This is a genomic window from Sphingomonas faeni (assembly GCF_040407495.1).
Classification (GTDB): domain Bacteria; phylum Pseudomonadota; class Alphaproteobacteria; order Sphingomonadales; family Sphingomonadaceae; genus Sphingomonas; species Sphingomonas faeni_D.
Genome location: NZ_JAPZPP010000006.1, coordinates 251,238 through 269,299, shown reverse-complemented (window position 1 = coordinate 269,299; position 18,062 = coordinate 251,238). Strand labels below are relative to the sequence as shown.

Genomic DNA, 18,062 nt, shown 5'->3' with positions numbered 1-18,062 from the left:
TCGATGCGTTGCTCACGAGAAGGTGATCACGCTACGGGTCGTGTCGCCGCGGCGGAGTTCGTCGAACGCGTCGTTGATACGCTCCAGCGGCATCCGGTCGGCGATGATGGTGTCGAGATCGAGCAACCCGCGCATGTAGAAATCGACCAGCCGCGGGATGTCGACCGGGAAGCGGTTCGAGCCCATGAAGCCGCCCTGCAAGCGCTTGCCCGACAGCAAGTCCATCGCCGACAGCCCGACCTTCTCGCCGAGCGGCATCATCCCGAGGATGGTCGCGGTGCCGCCGCGACGAAGCACTTTCACGGCGGTGGCTGCCGATTGCGCACGACCGACTGCCTCGATCGCGTGGTGCACGCCGCCCTTGGTGATCGCGACGACCTCGTCCGCTGCGGTCTCGGACAATGCATCGATACTGTGAGTCGCGCCGAGCTTCTCCGCCATCGCGCGCTTCTCGGGCACCGGATCGAGCGCGATGATCTTCCCAGCGCCGGCGATCTTCGCCGCATTGACCGCCGCCAGCCCGATGCCGCCGCAGCCGACCACGCATACCGTCTCACCCGGCGTAACGTCGGTCGTATTGAAAACCGCGCCCGCCCCGGTGGTGATCGCGCACCCGAGCAGCGCGGCACGATCCATAGGCATGTCGCGGTCGATCGCGACGCACGCATGTTCGTGGACCAGCATCATTTCCGCGTAGGCGCTCAGGTTGAGCATCTGCGCGATCGGCCGGTCGCCGAGCATGAGGCGGGGGGCCGCGCCCTTGGGACGGCGAACGCTGGCGTCGATGCATAGCGACATCCGCCCGGTGACGCAGAACTCGCACTGACCGCAAAACGCCGAGAGGCAGGTCACGACATGGTCGCCGACCTTCACGCCGCGCACTTCGTCGCCGACTGCCTCGACTACGCCGCAAGCCTCGTGCCCCGGAATGGTCGGCATCGCATGCGGATAGGCGCCGTCGACGAAATGCAGGTCGGACCGGCACACGCCGACCGCGACCGTGCGGATCAGCACTTCGTGCGCGGTCGGCTTCGAGATGGTGACATCCTCGATGCTGAGCGGGGTGTTGGCTTCGAAAAGGACTGCGGCTTTCATGGGTAGGTGCGCTCCGAAACGAGACCGTCATCCTGACGAAAGTCAGGACCCAGAGCCAAGAGCGCTGCCCTTGTGGCTCTGGGTCCTGGGTCGAGCCCAGGATGACGAAGAAAGAAGGGCGAACGGGGAATGCGGTGAGTTTACCGGCTCACCCCGACGTCACCGCTGGACACGCCGCCCTTGCGGAAGTCGCCGTATTTCCCGAACTCATTCCTCGCGATCGAGCGATTGTGGACCTCGTCCGGGCCATCCGCGAACCGCAGAGTCCGCATCGCCGCCCAGTCGTGCGCCAGCCGGAAATCGCCCGACACGCCGCCGCCGCCATGCGCCTGAATCGCGTCGTCCAAAATCCGCAACGCCATGTTCGGCGCTGCGACCTTGATCATCGAGATCTCGATCTGCGCGGACTTGTTGCCCGCCTTGTCCATCATGTCCGCCGCCTTCAGGCAGAGCAGACGAGTCATCTCGATGTCGATCCGCGCAGTCGCGATCCGCTCCTCCCAGACCGAAAAATCAGCGATCCGCTTGCCGAACGCGACCCGGTCGAGCAGCCGTCGTGCCATCGCCTCGATCGCCGTCTCGGCCACGCCGATCGTCCGCATGCAGTGATGGATACGCCCCGGTCCAAGCCGCCCCTGCGCGATCTCGAACCCGCGCCCTTCGCCGAGCAGCACGTTCTCGACCGGCACGCGAACGTTCTCCAGCACGACCTCACCATGCCCATGCGGCGCGTGGTCATAGCCATACACGGAGAGCATCCGCTTGATCGTCACGCCGGGCGTATCCATCGGCACAAGGATCTGGCTCTGCTGCTGGTGCCGCGAGCCCTCGAAGCTCGTCTTGCCCATCACGATGGCGATCTTGCAGCGTGGGTCACCAACGCCGCTCGACCACCATTTGGTGCCGTTGATGACGTAGTGATCGCCGTCGCGCACCATCGACGTCTCAATGTTGGTCGCGTCCGACGACGCCACTGCGGGCTCGGTCATCAGGAACGCCGAGCGGATCTCGCCACGCATGAGAGGCCCGAGATACGCCTCCTTCTGCTCACGCGTGCCATAGCGGTGAAACACCTCCATGTTGCCGGTATCGGGCGCGGAACAGTTGAAACACTCGCTCGCCCAGCTGACCTTGCCCATCTCCTCCGCGCATAACGCATATTCGAGATTGGTGAGCTGCGTGCCTTCGAATTCGAACGAATCGTCGACATGCGTCTGGCCCGAATGCGGCGGCATGAAGAAATTCCACAAGCCCGCTGCCTTGGCTTTCTCCTTCATCTCCTCGATCACCGGAATCACCTTCCAGCGCTCGCCCTCATGCGCCTGCTGGTCGTAATCGGCCTGACGCGGGCGAATATTCTGGTCGATGAAGTCGCGTACCCGGTCCCGGAAATACGTCTCTCGTTCGCTCAGCGTAAAATCCATGCGGGCTCTCCAATCGTCATCGCTTTGGAGGCGAGTTAGACCATACCGCGTATTCGGTAAAGCGTGCGGAGGGCGTGAGAAAGCATGTTTTCAAGTCCGCCCTGAAAGCGCCTAAAAAGCACTGTATCTTCAAATCGAAGCTGTTAGGGTGTTTCGATGAAGGTTCCGGCAGAGGCCAGCGACGAGAGCGAACAGGGGACCAAGCGCTTCCGTGCGAAGCGTGACGCGATCCTCGCCGCGGCGGCAGAAGCGATCAACGAACAGAGTGCCAAGGGCATGACGTTCGCGGACGTCGCGCGGCGCGTCGGGCTCAACACGACGAGCGTTACCTATTATTTCAAGCGCAAGGAAGACCTCGCGGCGGCGGCGTTCGAGAACACGCTCGAATCGCTGATCGCGATGCTCGACGTCGCGGCGGAAGAGGCAACGCCGGAGGAACGCGTTCGCCGCTATCTCGCGCTCAACATGGACCGGCTCGGTCGGATTCAGCGCGGCGAGGAGAAGGCGTTCGCGGTCCTGTCGGATCTGCGCGCCACCGAGGAGCCGATGCGCGGTCGGCTGATGGCGGGCTGGCGCGAGGTGTTTCGCCGCACCCGCCTGTTGTGGGGGCCGACTTCGTCGCGCGCGCAGACCGATCTCAACGGCGCACGCGCGCATGTGCTGCTGGAAAACACGTTCTGGCTGCCGATCTGGCTGACGCGGTACGAGCCCGACCAGTACGGCCGCGTCGAGGAACGGCTGATGGACGTGTTCGCGCACGGCATCGCGGGCAAGGACGCCAAATGGTCGCCTACCTTGCTCGACCTCAGTCATGACGAGGCGGAGCCGGGGCGCGAAGCGTTTCTGCTCGCCGCGACGCGCCTGATCAACGAACTCGGCTATCGCGGCGCATCGGTGCAGAAGATCGCCTCCGAGCTGAACGTGACCAAGGGCAGTTTCTACCACCATCTCGATGCGAAGGACGATCTCGTCATCGCATGCTACCGCCGCAGCTTCGACACGATCGCCGATGCACAGAGCCGCGGCGAGGCCGAGGGCGGGAGCTACTGGCACAAGCTGTCAAGCACCGTCGCGACCCTGCTCGACGTACAGTTCGCCGAACGCGGGCCGTTGCTCCGCACCACCGCACTCAGCGGCCTGCCGGTCGGCGTGCGCAACGCGATGGTCGATCGCTCGAACGGCATTGCGCGGCGCTATGCGGGCATGATGATGGACGGCATCGGCGAAGGCTCGATCCGCGCGGTCGATGCGCTGATCGCGGCGCAGGCGTTGATGGCGCTCCAGAACGCGGCGTTCGACATGCGCAAATGGGCGTCGACGATGCCGCGCGAGCGGGCGATCGCGATGTATGCCTCGACCTTGATGTACGGCCTGTTCGACGATCGGATTGCGAAGGCCTGACCGCATTCGGGGGCGTTCGCACCCGTTACGGTTTTCTTACCTCGTGTTAATCCGCCGCACCCGATGCGACCTCCGAACCGAGGCGGCATGCATAATATCACTACGGATCTCGGATCGGGAATCATCGAGGTCGAAGCCTCGGGGTTCTGGACGCTCGAGCATGTCGAGGACTTCCTGCGCGACCTGGAGCGCGAGGCACGACGCGTGCTGGCCACCGGCAAGCGCCACATGCTGCTGTGCAATTTCTCGAAGTCGGCGATCCAGCCGCAGGAGGTGATCGCGATGCTGCAACGCGTGGCCGTGTCGATGCCACTGAAATCGCGTAGGGTGGCGCTGTATACCGAGGGGAAGCTTGCGCGGTTGCAGGTGAAGCGGATCGCCTCGGTGCGCGACGACATGGCGGTGTTCGACGACCGGGAGGCGGCGCTGACTTGGATGCTGGGGGAGGCTTCGGTCCCCCCGGACGCAACCGCCACCCCTCCGTCATCCTGACGGACGTCAGGACCCAGAATTACAAACGCCGTCCCTCGTGACCCTGGGTCCTGACTTTCGTCAGGATGACGAGGGAATGGACAGTTACCTCGCAGCATCCTCCGCGCGCTTCAGCAGAACCCCGGCGCGCCAATAGTGGAACAGCGCCCACGGCGTCATCAGCACGATGATGATCAGCGCATAGCGCAGCGAATCCTCGCCGAACCCGGGCTTGAGCAGATCGCTCAGCCACCCGACCAGCGTTGGCCCGAGCCCGAGTCCAACCAGGTTGATGACGAGAAGCGTGATCGCCGCCCACATCGCCCGGATCTGCAACGGCGCGAGATGCTGGATCAGCGCGAAGCTCGGCCCGAGGTATGAATTGGCGAAGATCAGCGAGACGAAATAGCTGCCGATCGCGATCGCCGGCGCGTCGATCAGGTAGAACGCCAGCGCGAACGGCAGCGACAGCCCTTTCATGGCCAGCACAACCCAAGCCTGGACGTGGAGGCCATGACGCCTGGCCAGAACGTCCGCGATCTTGCCACCGGCCAGCGCGGAGATCGCGCCGAACAACGCCCCCGGCAGCGCGATGTAGCGCGAGATGTCGAGCATCGAGATGCCCAGCGATCGCTGGATATAGCTCGGCCCCCAACCGGTCAGCGCGTAACCGATCATCGACGTCAGCGTGACGCCGACCACCAGATGCCGCGCCGGGGCACTCGCCCACATCGACGCGAACCCCTGCGCGACGCTCGGCATCGGCGTCGCCACCGCGCGCGCCGCATCGGACAGGCCGCGGCGAGGCTCGACCATGAACAGACGGACGAGCACGGCCAGGACGATCCCCGGCAGGCCGACGGTCATCATCGCGATCCGCCAGCCATAGCTGTGCGCAACGACGCCACCGATCAGCGTGCCGAAGCCCGCGCCGAGCACCACGCCGAGCGAATACACCGCCATCGCACTCGCGCGTTTCTCGGGCGGGTAGAGATCGGCAATGATCGAATGGCTGGGCGGGCTCGATCCCGCCTCGCCGATGCCGACGCCGATCCGGAACAGCATCAGTTGCGTGAAGTTCTGCGCGAGCCCGCACAGCGCGGTCATCGCGCTCCAGATCGTCAGGCTGGCAGCGATGATGTTGCGGCGACTGGTCCGATCGGCGAGTCGCGCGACCGGGATGCCGAGCGTCGCGTAGAAGATCGCGAACACCAGGCCAGAGAGAAGCCCGAGTTGCGTATCGGTCAGCAGCAGGTCCGCCTTGATCCGTTCGAGCAGGATCGCGAGGATCTGGCGGTCCATGTAACTGAAGAAATAGGTGAAGGTGAGCAGCGCGAGCGTCAGGCCCCGCCGCTTCATCGCCAGCGCATCGGCGATCTCGGGATGGGACTGATACGCTACGGCCATTGGCGATACCCTGACATCTAATTGCGTGGCAACGCTAGGGCATCAGCCACGTACCAGACAAGCTAAAGCTGAAACCGAAGCACACCCGGGAGGAGCCAAGGGAATGGTAATGTCGGGCAAAACTGTTGTGCCGGATCAGAGTCTTACGCGTTTTAGGAGCTGGCCGGCGGTTCGCGGGAAGGACGGCGGAAGATGCGTCCTCGTTCGGGTCGCTCTTCCGCCTTATCCCCTCTCCAACCTCGTGGCCGGGCTCGTCGGTCCATCGGCGATGGAGCGGAGCGTCCGGGCAATCTGAATACCGGGTATGCGGCCCCCTCGCATAGATTCGCGGCGTTGCAAAGCGACTTTTGGCTGCCGCCGCATTCTTGGCAAAATAGGACAAGGGCGATGAGCCTAACTGACGACCGTCGTCGACATCCACGCCTCCCCTATCGCGGACGAGTCGTTCAGATTTTGGCGCGTACCAACCCTGGCTCCCGTTCACGCTTGAGAACTGGGCCGGGCGGTGGCGCGCGCGTGCCAGGCGCTCAGGTGGGTCAGATCGTCGGGTAACGCGATGCCGACGAACTTCGCGAAGTCGATCGTCGTCAGCAGGACGATGTCGGCGATCGTATAGCGCTCGCCGTCGAGCCAGTCGCGGCCGCCGAGCACACGATCGAATTCCGCCATCGCCGCGAGAACACGGGGACGCTGGCTTTCGCCGAACTCGGTATATTGCGGCTGGACGATCCGCGCGGTCCAGGGATGCGTGTGCAGCCACACCATCGACAGCGGCGTCATCAGCCGCAACTCGATCCGCCGCGTCCACATGTCGATCTCGGCGATGTTGTGCGCGCCGTGACCGAACATCGGGGGGTCGGGATGGAGGATCTCAAAGTAGCGACAGATCGCGACGCTCTCGGTCAGCACGCGGCCGTCGTCGAATGCAAGCGCGGGGGTTTGGCCCAGCGCGTTGACCGAAAGGAAAGCGTCCGACTTGTGCTCGGCCTTGGGAATCGAGATCTGCGCCATCGGTACGCGGATCTGCTTTTCGGCCAGAAAAATGCGGACGCGACGCGGATTCGGCGCTGGCAGCGCGCTATCGTAAAACAGCAAGGGCGTCTCCTCGTTTCCAATTTTCGAATATACCGTATGGCATTGACCGATGCGTTCGCCTAGCGGTGCGCGGATGACGACTGCCGCAGACATGCTCGCCACGGGTTTTGCCACGCTGCCCGACCTGATTCACGCCCACGCGCTCGAACGCGGCGATCGCATGGCGGTAGCGGACGCGCAGGGCGGCATCGACTATCGGACCCTCGACACGCTGATGGATCGGGTGGCGGCTGGATTGCAGCGGGACGGGGTCGGGCCGGGGACGGCGGTGGCGATCGTGGCTGCGCCGACGACCGACTATGCTGCGGTATTCCTTGGTGCGGTACGCGCCGGGTGCGTCGCGACGCCGATCGCGCCGTCGGCCACGGCGGCGGCGATCGCAGCGATGATTGCGGATAGCGGCGCACCGATCGTGTTTCTCGATGCGGAGAATGCGCGGGCACTGGCCGGTTATGAGCTTACCGCCTGCGTGATCATGTTTGACCACAACGGCGGCGAACTAGGTTTTGGCGACTGGCTGGCGTCGCCGGAGGAGCCGCCAGCCCCAGTCGAAATAGCCCCCGAAGACCCGTTCAACATCATCTATTCCTCCGGTACCACCGGCACGCCGAAGGGCATCGTCCAGAGCCATGCGATGCGCTGGGCACATATCTCCCGCAACACCGCTGCCGGGTTCGACACCGCGGTGACGATGATCGCCACCCCGCTCTATTCCAACACCACCCTGGTCAGCTTCCTGCCGACGCTGGGCTGGGGCGGCACGGTCGTGTTGATGGGCAAGTTCGATGCACGCGCGTATCTGGAACTCGCCGAGCGCTACCACGCGACTCACACGATGCTGGTGCCGGTCCAGTATCAGCGGATCATGGCGCTGCCGGATTTCCACGCTTTCGACCTGTCGGCGTTTCGCTTCAAGACTAGCACCAGCGCGCCCTTCTCCGCGGCGTTGAAGGCCGACGTGGTCGCGCGCTGGCCCGGCGTGCTCGTCGAATTCTACGGCATGACCGAGGGCGGCGCGAGTTGCGCGCTGAATGCGACCGCCTATCCGGACAAGCTCCATACCGTCGGCCAGCCGATGCCGGGCCACGAGATCCGTCTGATCGACGATGATGGCGCCGAGGTCGCGCCCGGCGAGATGGGCGAAGTCGTCGGCCGCAGCCCGGCGATGATGAACGGTTATCACGGCCGCACCGAGGCCACTCGCGACGCCGAATGGCATGACGAAGACGGCAACCGCTACATCCGCCACGGCGACGTTGGCCGGTTCGACGCGGACGGTTTCCTCACGCTGATGGACCGGAAGAAGGACCTGATCATCTCGGGCGGCTTCAACATCTATCCGTCGGATCTGGAAGCGGTACTGGTGCAGCACCCGGCGGTCGCGGATTGCGCGGTAATCGGCGTCCCGTCCGAGGCCTGGGGCGAGACGCCGGTCGGGTTCTACGTGCCGCGCGATGGCACCACGGACGATGCGGCGGCGATCCTTTCCTGGGCGAACAGCCAGCTCGGCAAGACGCAGCGGCTCTCTGCATTGCACCGCGCCGACGAACTGCCGCGAAGCGCGATCGGCAAGGTCCTCAAACGCGAACTCCGCGACAGCCTTTCAGGGGCCACCGCGTGACCAGTCTCAAACAGGCGATCGAAGCGCTGGAGCCGTTCGACGGCGGCTGGCGCGGGACGGTGCCGGACAACTGGTTGCAGGGTCGGACGGCGTATGGCGGCTTCTCCGCTGCGCTCGCGCTGCACGTCGCCCAGACATCGGACGTCGACCTGCCGCCGCTGCGGTCGGCGCAGGTCTCCTTCATCGGACCGCTGTCCGGCGATATCGTGATCCGTGCGAGCCGGTTGCGACGCGGGCGCAACGCCGCATTCGTCCATGCGGATGTCGAGAGCGAGGCCGGGCTCGGGCTGCGCGCGACGTTCGTGTTCATGGGCGCGGTGGCGTCGCGGGTCGATCATCAGACTGGCGGCGCGCCGGACTTTCCCATGCCCGGTCCCGACACGCAGACCTTCCGCGGCCACAGCGCGGTCGCGTTCTCGCGCAACTTCGACCTGCTCGATCGGCGGGATGACCGCGTAGGACCGGCCGAATGGCTGCGCTGGGTGCGGCTGGCGGAGCGCGAGGAGCTCGATCCGATGGTCGAGCTTGTCGCGGTCGCGGATTGCCTGCCGCCCGCCGCCCTGAAACTGCTGGGCGGCCCTGCCCCGCTCAGTTCGATGACGTGGCTGCTCAATATCCTCGGGCCCCAGCCGGTGACGCGCGATGGCTGGTGGCTGCTTCGCGCGACCACCGACTACACGAAGGACGGCAGCTCGAGCCAGCAGATGGCGATCTGGAACGCGGACGGCACACCGGTCGCCGAACAGATGCAAAGCGTCGCGATCTTCGCCTGACCCCGACATATCTTGCGACACTTTGACGGTCCGGCGGCAAAAGCCTGCGACAACCGATGTTTAGAACGACGGTCATTCGATGGGAATTCGTCCCACTCCGCCGGAGACCGACATGCGCAAGACCGTCCTAACCCTGATGCTCGCCGCCAGCGCGATCACGTCCGCCGCCGGCGCGCAAACCGCCCCCGCGACACCGCGCCCGCCGATGCGTCAGGATGCGAACCACGACAGCGTCGCCACGCACGCAGAAGCGATTGCGCAGGCCGACGCTCGGTTTGCGCAGATGGATACCGACCATGACGGCCGGATCACTGGCGGCGAGATGCGCGCCTATCGCGAGGCGCTGCACGACCGGATGGTGGCCAGCGGTCGCGACGTCCCCGTGCCGCCGCCGGGCGGTCGCAAGCATGACGGCATGGGCCGCCGGATGGATCCGAACGGAGACGGCAGCGTGACGCGCGAGGAGTTCGAGGCACGCGCGCTCAAGCGGTTCGACCGGATGGATGCCAATCACGACGGCACGATCGACGCGACTGAGCGCGCCAATGCCGCCGAGATGCGCCACGTCGATCGGCGCGAGCGCCGCGATGGCGCGATCCCGCCCGCGCCTGCACCTGCTCAATAATTCGGAAGAGGAGAGGCATCGGGCGTCGGTGCTTCCTTTGGACAGCTGCCATGCTAGACACTGCCCCGATGGGGGATATGCCGCACCTGCTGCTCGTCGACGACGAGCGCTCGATCCGTGAGCCGCTGGCCGTGTACCTGACCAAGCAGGGATTTCGCGTCACGCAGGCGGGCGATGCCGAGGCGGCGCGGACGCGGCTGACGGCGTATGCGATCGATCTCGTCATCCTCGACATCATGATGCCGGGCGAGGATGGGCTGTCGCTGTGCCGCCATATCGCCGCGACCAGCGACGTACCCGTGATCCTGCTGACCGCGCGAACTGAGGAGACCGACCGGATCGTCGGGCTTGAGATGGGCGCGGACGATTACGTCGTGAAACCGTTTTCACCTCGCGAACTGGCGACGCGCGTGAAAGTGGTGCTGCGGCGTGCGACTGCGGGCGGATCGCGTCAGCATGCGCCGGAGAGCAGCTCGTACGGGTTCGCCGGTTGGGTGCTGAAATCCGGCGAGCGCGCGCTGATCGACCGCGAGGGCGTGTCGGTACCGCTGTCGACCGGCGAGTATAATCTGCTGCTCGCGCTCGTCACGCGCCCGCGCCAGGTCCTGACGCGCGATCAGTTGCTCGACCTGACGCAGGGGCGCGAGGCTGCCGCGTTCGACCGCGCCATCGACAACCAGATCAGCCGGTTACGGCGCAAGATCGAGGCGGATGCGAAGACGCCCGAGCTGATCAAGACGGTCTGGGGCGGCGGCTATACGCTGGCGGCGGAAGTCACGCGCTTGTGACGAAATCCCGACCGTGGCCGCACAGCCTCGCCGGACAGATGGCGCTGCTGATCGCGGTCGCGCTGTTCGTCGCACAGGTCATCAACTTCGGCATGATCCTGCACGATCGATCCGAGTTCCGCCTTGCGCAGGCAACGCGGCCGGTCGCGACGCGGATCGCGGATGCGCTGGATCGCGAGGCGCATGGCGGCCGCCCACTGAGTCCCGACCGCGGCCGCGTACGCCGCTTGCCGGCAAATCCGATCCCACCCACGATGTTCGAGCGTCATCCCGAAGTCGCCACCGAACTGCGCCGGCAGTTCGCCGATCTAGGGCTGACGGTCGGGCGGATCGATACCGGCCTTCGCCCCGCAACCGACGAGACGAGCGACGCGCATCGCCGCGACGGGCTGCGGCGCGGCGATCGGCAGGGCGCGACGCTACTGATCGCGATCGAGCAGCCCGGACGCGGATGGCTGATGATCACAGCGCCTTGGCCGCAACCCGGCTGGCGGTTGCTGCTGGCGGTACTGACGCAGACCGCGATCCTCTACATCATCGTGCTGCTGCCCGTGCTCTGGATCGTCCGACGCATCTCGCGCCCGCTCCAGGATCTGCGCCGCGCGGCGGAGAGCTTTCGGCCGGGCGATCCAGGTGCGCCGATGCCACCGCATGGTCCCGATGACGTCGTTGCCTTGATCGCGGCGTTCAACGCACTGAGGCTGCGCGTGACGGGGATGCTGGACGAGAAGGACCGGATGCTCGGGGCGATCGGCCATGACCTGCGTACGCCGCTGGCGGCGCTGCGAGTGCGCATCGAGTCGGTCGAGGACGATGTCGATCGGGCGCGGATGATCGATACGGTGGCGGAGATGAACCGCACGCTCGACGACATCCTGTCTCTGGCGAGGCTGGGGCGGCCAAGCGAACCACTGACCGATGTCGACCTTGCGGCGCTGGTCGATGCGGTGGTCGAGGATTTCCGCGATATCGGCAGCGACGTCAGCTTCGTCGAGACGGAGCGGCTGCGGATGCATCTGCGTCCCTCACTGATCCGCCGCGCGGTGCGCAATTTGATTGAGAATGCGATCAAATACGGTGTGTCGGCGGAGGTGCGTGTCGAGGCAGGCGCGAGAACCGTGGCGATTGTCGTGGCGGATCAGGGACCTGGTATTCCAGAAGACCGAATGGGCGACGTGTTCGACGCGTTTACGCGGTTGGAGAGCTCGCGCAATCGCGAGACGGGAGGGATCGGCCTGGGCCTGGCGCTGGCCCGCGCGATCGTGCGAGAGGCTGGCGGTGAAATCCGCTTGGTCAACCGTCCGGCTGGCGGTCTCGACGCGATCATCGAGTTGCCGCGCTAGATTTCCACAATCCTCCCCCGCCAGGGGGAGGTGGCGCGAAGCGACGGAAGGGGAGGATACGGGGCAGCGGTATCGCTTACCGCCCCCTCCGCCTGGCAAGAGCCAGCCACCTCCCCCTGGCGGGGGAGGATCGTTTGGTCGCTCAGTCCTCGACGATCTGGCTGTTCGTCCGCGTGTCCTTCATGCGCAGGTACACGACCAGCGACACCGCGATCATCGCCGTCACGTACCAGTAGAAGCCGCGTTCGAAGCCCGCGCCCTTGAACTTCAGCGCGACGAACTCCGCGGTCCCACCGAACAGCGTATTCGCCAGCGCATAGGGCAAGGCGACGCCCAGCGCACGGATATGCGCCGGAAACAGTTCCGCCTTCACGACCGCGTTGATCGAGGTGTAGCCCGTCACGATCACCAACGCCGCCATCACCAGCAACCCGGCATAGATCGGGTTGGTGGCGCTCTCCAGCGCGGTGAAGATCGGATAGGTGAACAGCACGCCGGCAATACCGAACCCGACCATCAGCGGTTTCCGCCCGATCTTGTCCGAAAGCCCGCCCGCGATCGGCTGTAACAGCATGAACACGAACAGCGTCGCGGCGTTGATCTGGCTCGCCACTTCGCGGCTGAACCCGCTGGTGTTGACCAGAAACTTCTGCATGTAGATCGAGTAGGCATAGAAGGCGAGCGTACCGCCAGCGGTCAGCAGCATTACCGTGATCGTCTCACGCGGGTGCTTGGTGATCAACTGGATAAAGCCCGACTTGGGCTTGCCGTCGCTCGCATCGGCCTTGGCATTCTCGAAGCTCTGCGTCTCGGCAAGGCCACGGCGAATGTAGAACACGACCACGGCAAGCACCGCGCCGATTGCGAACGGGATGCGCCAGCCCCAGGAATCGAGCGCCGCCTCGCTCATCGTCGACTGCAGCACGAGCAGCACGCATATCGCGAGCAGCTGGCCCGAGATCAGCGTGACGTACTGGAATGACGAGAAGAACCCGCGGCGGTTCTTGCCCGCCATCTCGGTCAGGTACGTCGCCGACGCGCCGTATTCGCCGCCGACCGACAGACCCTGCATCAGCCGTGCGATCACCAGCATCGTCGGTGCGAAGACGCCGATCGTCTCATACCCCGGCGTACACGCGATGATCAGCGAGCCCGCGCACATCAGCGTGACCGACACCGTCAGCCCCGCCTTACGGCCGTGGCGATCGGCATAGATGCCCATGATCCACGCGCCGATCGGCCGCATCAGGAAGCCGACCGCGAAGACCGCCGCCGTGCTGAGCAACTGCGCAGTGCGATCGGTCGACGGGAAGAAATGCGGTGCGAAATACAGGGTGAAGGCGGAATAGACGTACCAGTCGAACCACTCGACCAGGTTGCCGGTCGATCCACCGATGATCGCCTTGAGGCGCGTTTTCTGATCGGGTGCCATTACTTCGTCCCCTGCGGAGCTTGTGTCGGAAAGCCGCGCTTCTCCAGCAGCGCGTTCACGTCGGGATCACGCCCGCGGAACGCACGATACGCCTCGGCGCGATCGGTCTCGTTGCCGGTCGACAACAGGATCTTCGCGAACCTGTCCGCCGTCGGCTTGTCCCACGGGCTGCCCGCCTCCTCGAACGCCGCAAAGGTGTCGGCGTCCATCGTCTCGGACCAGAGGTAGCTGTAATAGCCCGCCGAATAGCTGTCCGACGCGAACAGGTGCTGGAACTGCGGTACGCGGTGGCGCATCACGAGCTGCTTCGGCATGCCGATCTCGGCGAGCGTCGCGGCCTCGAACTTGTCCGGATCGATCACGCCGTCAGGCACGGTGTGGATCTTCATGTCGACGATCGCCGACGACAGATACTCCGCGGTCTTGAAGCCCTCGTTGAACTTGCTCGACTGCTCGATCTTGTCGAGCAACGCCTGCGGCATCGCCGCCTTGGTCTGGTAATGCCGCGCATATTTGTCGAGCACGTCGCGCGTCAGCAGCCAATGCTCGTTCACCTGGCTCGGATATTCGACGAAGTCGCGCGGCGTGCCGGCAAGCCCCGGATAATAGACGTTCTGGAGCATCGCGTGGATCGCGTGGCCGAACTCGTGGAACAGCGTCTGCGCGTCGTCGAGGCTGATCAGGATCGGCTCGCCGGGCGCGCCCTTGGCGAAGTTGTTGTTGTTCGACGACAGCACGAGCTGAGCTGGGGCGAGCCCACGTTGCCCACGATACGTGTTCGCCCACGCACCCGATCGCTTGCCGGTCCGCGCGAAGTCGTCGCGATAGAACAGCCCGACGTCCTTGCCGTTCTTGTCCGTCACGCTCCAAACGCGCATGTTCGGCTCGAACACGGGAACGGTGCCGGTGATCTCCTTGAAGTTCAGCCCGTACAGCCGATTGGCGGCGTACAGCGACCCCTGGATGATGTTGCCGAGCTCGAAATACGGCTTCAGCTGCGCCTGGTCGAGGTCGTACCGGGCCTTGCGTACCTTCTCTTGGTAGAAGCGGTAATCCCATGGCTCGATCGTCAGCGAATTGCCGGCGACCTTCTGCATGTCCGCGACTTCCTCGGCGACGCGCGCCTTGGCGGCGGGCCAGACGCGCATCATCAGGTCCATCGCCGCGGCGGGCGTCTTCGCCATGGTGTCCTGCATCCGCCAGTCGGCATGCGTTTTGAACCCGAGCAGGTGTGCGCGGTCGGCACGCAGCTTGACGATCTGTGCGATCGTCGCGTTCGTGTCGTTCGCATCGCCGTTGTCGCCGCGGTTGACGAACGCGCGCCATACCTTCTCGCGAAGTGCCCGGTCGGTGGCGTAAGTCAGCACGGGATCGACCGCCGAGCGCGTGTTGACGATCGCGAAGCCCGGCAGCTTCCGCTCGGTCGCAGCCGCCTTGGCCACCGCCTTCACGCTATCGGGAAGCCCAGCGAGTTGCGCCTCGTCGGTGACCGAGATCGCCTTGCTTTCGTCGGCGAGCAGCTTCTCGCCGAACGTCGAGAACGCGGTCGCGAGCTGCTGGTTATACTGCGAAAGCTGCGTCTTCTGCGCGTCGGTCAGCTTCGCGCCTTGCCGCACATAGCTGTCGTAGATCCGCGTCACGAGCCGGATCTGCTGTGCGTTCAAGCCGCTGGAGTTGCGGCCTGCGTAGATCGCCTGGATGCGCGCGAACAGCGGCTTGTCGAACGTGATCGCGTCCGATGCCGCGGAGAATTTGGGCGACCATTCGCGGTCGAGCTTCTGATGGGCCGGGGTGTTCATGTTGCCGGTCATCACGCCGAACAGCGTCATCACCTGGCCGTAGCGCTTGCCGGCCAGCAGCATCGGCACGATCGTGTTGGCGAAGGTCGGCTTGGCCGGATTGTCGGCGATCGTGCGGTATTCGGCGGTCCGTTCGGCGAGCGTCGTCTCGAACGCCTGCGGGAACAGCTCGGGGCGAACCTTGTCCCACGGCGGCACTCCGCCCAGCGGACCGGTCCAGTCGGCCAGTAGGGGGTTCGCGGCGGGTGTCGTGGACCTCGCACCAGTCTGCGCGACGATCGACGTAGACGCCATCAACGCAACGGCGCTGGCGGCGAGGTATAGAAACTGCACATGGATCTCCCGGTCAATGTACCGGGTAGCATAGTGATAAAGTTACGTAGCGGAAGGCGTACGCATTGATCAGCGCGTAGCGCCGATCTTACGCGCCGTAAGATCAGTCGCCGGATCGATCGTTGCGAGGCTGGCTTGCAGCCACTTCCGCGGCCGCAATAAGCCGCCGTCCCGTTTCCGCAGCGGCCTGCGGCGTGAAAGTGATCGCCAGGCCGTCGAGGCCATCCAGCGTCACCAGCCCGTTCTCGGCGGCGGCGATGCCTGCAATAGTTTCCGGCGTTATCATGGTCTCACTCCCCCGACCGTTGATCCTGCCAAGGCCCCGCGCCGGGTACCCGTCACTCACCCCTGGAACCGTACAGATATTGTGGTTCGAATTCAGCAACGGCTGCGAGTGCCTTACGATCCACGATATTTACCTCGCCTGCCTTGAACGTCAGCAGGTTTTTCTCGCGAAGCGCTCTCAACACGCGGTTTACATGAACGCCGGTCAACCCGGTCGCTTCCGCCAGATCGGGCTGCGTCATCGGCAGCATGAACCGTCCGTCCTCCGCCATCCCGATCATCTCCAGCCGCGCGTTGAGTTCGCAGAACAGATGCGCGATCCGCCCTTCCGCGCCGAGCCGCCCCAGACGGAAAATCCACTCGCGGTGCATCGCCGCGTCGAGCAACGTGCTGAACCACAGTTTCTGCGTCAGATGCGGATAACGCTCGGTAATCGACTGCAGCGTGCGGTGTTCGAAGCAGGCGATCTTCACCGGCCCGAGCGTGGCGATGTCGTGATCGAGCCGCTTCATCGGGAATGCGTGGAGATCGATGAAATCGCCTGGTACGTGCACGGCGACGAGCTGACGCTGACCCTCGCGGTCGTCCATGTAGCGACATACGAACCCCTCGAGCAGTAATGTGCTCGTCTCGATCAGGTCGCCCGCACGGACGATCTGCTTGCGCCCGGGCACCTGCCGCACGGATTCGATGCCGTCCTCCAGCACCTGCTTTTCTTCGTTGCTCAACTCATGGCGACCACGTCCCATGAGGAATTTTTCCGAGATCATCGACACCCCTTCATCACCCGGCCTCGTACCGCCCTCCGCGATAGAAGAACAGATCGGGATTCGTACTGATCAACATCAAAGGTTATGCCGGTTGCGAAACATTGCCGCGGTTCGCGGGTTCCTCCCCGACCATGTACCAGCCAATTTTCCAAAACGATCACCCACTCGCGCGCAAGTTCATCGAAAACGTGCAGGCGCCGCAGTTTCCCTGCGTCGGCGCAAAATCCGCGCTCGCCAAGGGTCAGATGGACATTCTCGTCGCTCGCGACGTGCGGTCCGCTTGGGATGACATGAGAATTTCTCCGGCGCTCGGCGAGACCGTCCGCAAATACCGTGAGGATCGTGCGATCTTCCGCACGCTGATCATATTGTTCGAAGCGCCTGCTTTGCTGTCGGAAGAAGAGTTCGAGGCACATCTCTGGGCCCGTGCTCAGTCACTTAGCGACAAGGACGAATGGCTCGGCTACCGCCCCGACCCGTCGGTGAGCAGCGATCCCGACGATCCGCATTTTTCGCTGAGCTTTGCAGGGGAAGCGTTCTTCGTGGTCGGCCTGCATCCGAATGCGAGCCGGCCCGCGCGAAAATTCGAATCGCCGGCAATGGTGTTCAACCTGCACGACCAGTTCGAAGTGCTGCGCGACCAGCAGCGCTACGACAAGTTGCGGTCGTCGATCCTGGCACGCGACCTCGAATATGCCGGCTCGATGAACCCGATGCTGGCGCGACACGGTGAATCGAGCGAAGCACGCCAATATAGCGGGCGCGTCGTCGACGAATCCTGGAAATGCCCTTTCAAGCGAGGCGAAGCCCGTGGCTGACATCAAGACGATCCCGCCGCGTTCGGGCGCCGGTTTCACGCTCGACAAGGGCCAGACGCTCACCGTGATCGATCCTGAAGGTCGTCAGGTATCGGACTTGCTCGCCTATAGCCGCGTAGACGTACGCGAGGCGATCTCGTCGGGACGGACGCTCGATTATGCGAGCCGGTTGTACCTGACGACCGGCGACCTGCTCTATTCGAACCGCAGCAACGTGATGCTGGAGATCGTCTCGGACGATGTCGGGCGGCATGACTTCCTGCTGACTCCGTGCTCCAAGGAAACCTTCGCGATCATCTATGGCGATACCGATCCGCATCGCGGCTGCTTCGGCAACCTTGCGGAAGCGCTCGCGCCTTGGGAGATCGAATCGGATCAGATCCCGGTGGCGTTCAACTGCTTCATGAACGTGCCGATCAACGGCGAGACCGGCGCGTTCACCGTCGAGCCCCCGCTGAGCAAGGCCGGTGACACGATCGTCTTCCGCGCCGCAATGGACCTGGTAATCGGCATGACCGCATGCTCGGCACTGCAGTCCAATGGTGGCTCGTTCAAGCCGATCCAGTACCGGATCGACTGAAC

17 protein-coding genes are annotated in these 18,062 nt (G+C 64.6%); 9 read left to right on the top strand and 8 right to left on the bottom strand.

Translation table 11 applies throughout. The annotated features are described in order from the left end of the window. Positions 1–12 precede the first annotated feature (12 nt). Complete coding sequence (locus O6W96_RS17885) at positions 13–1,095, bottom strand: Zn-dependent alcohol dehydrogenase (RefSeq protein ID WP_133030494.1); 1,083 nt, start codon at positions 1,093–1,095, stop codon at positions 13–15. A gap of 140 nt (positions 1,096–1,235) precedes the next feature. Beyond that, entirely contained in the window at positions 1,236–2,519 is a 1,284-nt protein-coding gene (locus O6W96_RS17880; protein WP_353470776.1) for an acyl-CoA dehydrogenase family protein, read from the bottom strand. A 156-nt stretch (positions 2,520–2,675) separates the two neighbouring features. On the opposite strand from O6W96_RS17880, the gene O6W96_RS17875 reads away from it, so the two are divergent. Beyond that, a complete protein-coding gene (locus tag O6W96_RS17875) occupies positions 2,676–3,920 on the top strand; it encodes a TetR/AcrR family transcriptional regulator (RefSeq protein WP_353470775.1) in 1,245 nt (414 codons plus the stop codon). A gap of 87 nt (positions 3,921–4,007) precedes the next feature. Then, on the top strand, positions 4,008–4,412 hold the full coding sequence (locus O6W96_RS17870) for an STAS/SEC14 domain-containing protein (protein WP_353470774.1): 405 nt from the start codon (positions 4,008–4,010) through the stop codon (positions 4,410–4,412). An 84-nt stretch (positions 4,413–4,496) separates the two neighbouring features. Here the strand turns inward: O6W96_RS17870 and O6W96_RS17865 are convergent, their stop codons facing one another. Beyond that, positions 4,497–5,798: a spinster family MFS transporter gene (locus O6W96_RS17865; protein WP_353470773.1), complete on the bottom strand. Its 1,302-nt coding sequence runs from the start codon at positions 5,796–5,798 to the stop codon at positions 4,497–4,499. 480 nt (positions 5,799–6,278) lie between these two features. Further along, positions 6,279–6,893 (bottom strand): glutathione S-transferase family protein, encoded by a 615-nt coding sequence (locus tag O6W96_RS17860; protein ID WP_353470772.1) that lies wholly within the window; start codon positions 6,891–6,893, stop codon positions 6,279–6,281. A 73-nt stretch (positions 6,894–6,966) separates the two neighbouring features. On the opposite strand from O6W96_RS17860, the gene O6W96_RS17855 reads away from it, so the two are divergent. The 5 genes from O6W96_RS17855 to O6W96_RS17835 all read left to right on the top strand — a co-directional run bounded on the left by O6W96_RS17855 (position 6,967) and on the right by O6W96_RS17835 (position 12,043). Next, entirely contained in the window at positions 6,967–8,514 is a 1,548-nt protein-coding gene (locus O6W96_RS17855) for a class I adenylate-forming enzyme family protein (protein ID WP_353470771.1), read from the top strand. Further along, the gene (locus O6W96_RS17850) at positions 8,511–9,287 is read left to right on the top strand and encodes a thioesterase family protein (RefSeq protein ID WP_353470770.1); all 777 of its coding nucleotides are present in this window, start codon (positions 8,511–8,513) and stop codon (positions 9,285–9,287) included. Before O6W96_RS17855 ends, O6W96_RS17850 begins: the two co-directional genes overlap by 4 nt. A gap of 112 nt (positions 9,288–9,399) precedes the next feature. After that, entirely contained in the window at positions 9,400–9,912 is a 513-nt protein-coding gene (locus O6W96_RS17845) for an EF-hand domain-containing protein (RefSeq protein WP_353470769.1), read from the top strand. Between the two features lie 68 nt (positions 9,913–9,980). Then, positions 9,981–10,700, top strand: a complete 720-nt coding sequence (locus O6W96_RS17840) for a response regulator (RefSeq protein WP_353470830.1) — start codon at positions 9,981–9,983, stop codon at positions 10,698–10,700. 38 nt (positions 10,701–10,738) lie between these two features. Continuing rightward, entirely contained in the window at positions 10,739–12,043 is a 1,305-nt protein-coding gene (locus O6W96_RS17835) for a sensor histidine kinase (protein WP_353470829.1), read from the top strand. A 142-nt stretch (positions 12,044–12,185) separates the two neighbouring features. Here the strand turns inward: O6W96_RS17835 and O6W96_RS17830 are convergent, their stop codons facing one another. From O6W96_RS17830 to O6W96_RS17815, 4 genes are all read right to left on the bottom strand, one after another. Further along, positions 12,186–13,475, bottom strand: a complete 1,290-nt coding sequence (locus tag O6W96_RS17830; RefSeq protein WP_353470768.1) for an MFS transporter — start codon at positions 13,473–13,475, stop codon at positions 12,186–12,188. After that, positions 13,475–15,607: a M3 family metallopeptidase gene (locus O6W96_RS17825; protein ID WP_353470767.1), complete on the bottom strand. Its 2,133-nt coding sequence runs from the start codon at positions 15,605–15,607 to the stop codon at positions 13,475–13,477. Before O6W96_RS17825 ends, O6W96_RS17830 begins: the two co-directional genes overlap by 1 nt. Positions 15,608–15,710: 103 nt before the next feature. Continuing rightward, the gene (locus O6W96_RS17820) at positions 15,711–15,893 is read right to left on the bottom strand and encodes a hypothetical protein (protein WP_353470766.1); all 183 of its coding nucleotides are present in this window, start codon (positions 15,891–15,893) and stop codon (positions 15,711–15,713) included. A 52-nt stretch (positions 15,894–15,945) separates the two neighbouring features. Beyond that, complete coding sequence (locus O6W96_RS17815; protein ID WP_353470765.1) at positions 15,946–16,662, bottom strand: Crp/Fnr family transcriptional regulator; 717 nt, start codon at positions 16,660–16,662, stop codon at positions 15,946–15,948. 131 nt (positions 16,663–16,793) lie between these two features. Here O6W96_RS17815 and gntA point away from each other — a divergent pair, with 131 nt between their 5' ends. Further along, the gene (gene gntA / locus O6W96_RS17810) at positions 16,794–17,480 is read left to right on the top strand and encodes a guanitoxin biosynthesis heme-dependent pre-guanitoxin N-hydroxylase GntA (RefSeq protein WP_353470764.1); all 687 of its coding nucleotides are present in this window, start codon (positions 16,794–16,796) and stop codon (positions 17,478–17,480) included. Next, entirely contained in the window at positions 17,473–18,060 is a 588-nt protein-coding gene (locus tag O6W96_RS17805; RefSeq protein ID WP_353470763.1) for an urea carboxylase-associated family protein, read from the top strand. The genes gntA and O6W96_RS17805 overlap by 8 nt, the downstream gene beginning before the upstream one ends. Positions 18,061–18,062: the final 2 nt, after the last annotated feature.

What these genes read in the sequence shown, in the direction of transcription:
- O6W96_RS17885 (WP_133030494.1), bottom strand. Translation starts at nt 1,095, where the DNA reads ATGAAAGCCGCAGTCCTTTTCGAAGCCAACACCCCGCTCAGCATCGAG.
- O6W96_RS17880 (WP_353470776.1), bottom strand. Translation starts at nt 2,519, where the DNA reads ATGGATTTTACGCTGAGCGAACGAGAGACGTATTTCCGGGACCGGGTA.
- O6W96_RS17875 (WP_353470775.1), top strand. Translation starts at nt 2,676, where the DNA reads ATGAAGGTTCCGGCAGAGGCCAGCGACGAGAGCGAACAGGGGACCAAG.
- O6W96_RS17870 (WP_353470774.1), top strand. Translation starts at nt 4,008, where the DNA reads ATGCATAATATCACTACGGATCTCGGATCGGGAATCATCGAGGTCGAA.
- O6W96_RS17865 (WP_353470773.1), bottom strand. Translation starts at nt 5,798, where the DNA reads ATGGCCGTAGCGTATCAGTCCCATCCCGAGATCGCCGATGCGCTGGCG.
- O6W96_RS17855 (WP_353470771.1), top strand. Translation starts at nt 6,967, where the DNA reads ATGACGACTGCCGCAGACATGCTCGCCACGGGTTTTGCCACGCTGCCC.
- O6W96_RS17845 (WP_353470769.1), top strand. Translation starts at nt 9,400, where the DNA reads ATGCGCAAGACCGTCCTAACCCTGATGCTCGCCGCCAGCGCGATCACG.
- O6W96_RS17840 (WP_353470830.1), top strand. Translation starts at nt 9,981, where the DNA reads ATGGGGGATATGCCGCACCTGCTGCTCGTCGACGACGAGCGCTCGATC.
- O6W96_RS17835 (WP_353470829.1), top strand. Translation starts at nt 10,739, where the DNA reads ATGGCGCTGCTGATCGCGGTCGCGCTGTTCGTCGCACAGGTCATCAAC.
- O6W96_RS17830 (WP_353470768.1), bottom strand. Translation starts at nt 13,475, where the DNA reads ATGGCACCCGATCAGAAAACGCGCCTCAAGGCGATCATCGGTGGATCG.
- O6W96_RS17820 (WP_353470766.1), bottom strand. Translation starts at nt 15,893, where the DNA reads ATGATAACGCCGGAAACTATTGCAGGCATCGCCGCCGCCGAGAACGGG.
- O6W96_RS17815 (WP_353470765.1), bottom strand. Translation starts at nt 16,662, where the DNA reads ATGATCTCGGAAAAATTCCTCATGGGACGTGGTCGCCATGAGTTGAGC.
- gntA (WP_353470764.1), top strand. Translation starts at nt 16,794, where the DNA reads ATGTACCAGCCAATTTTCCAAAACGATCACCCACTCGCGCGCAAGTTC.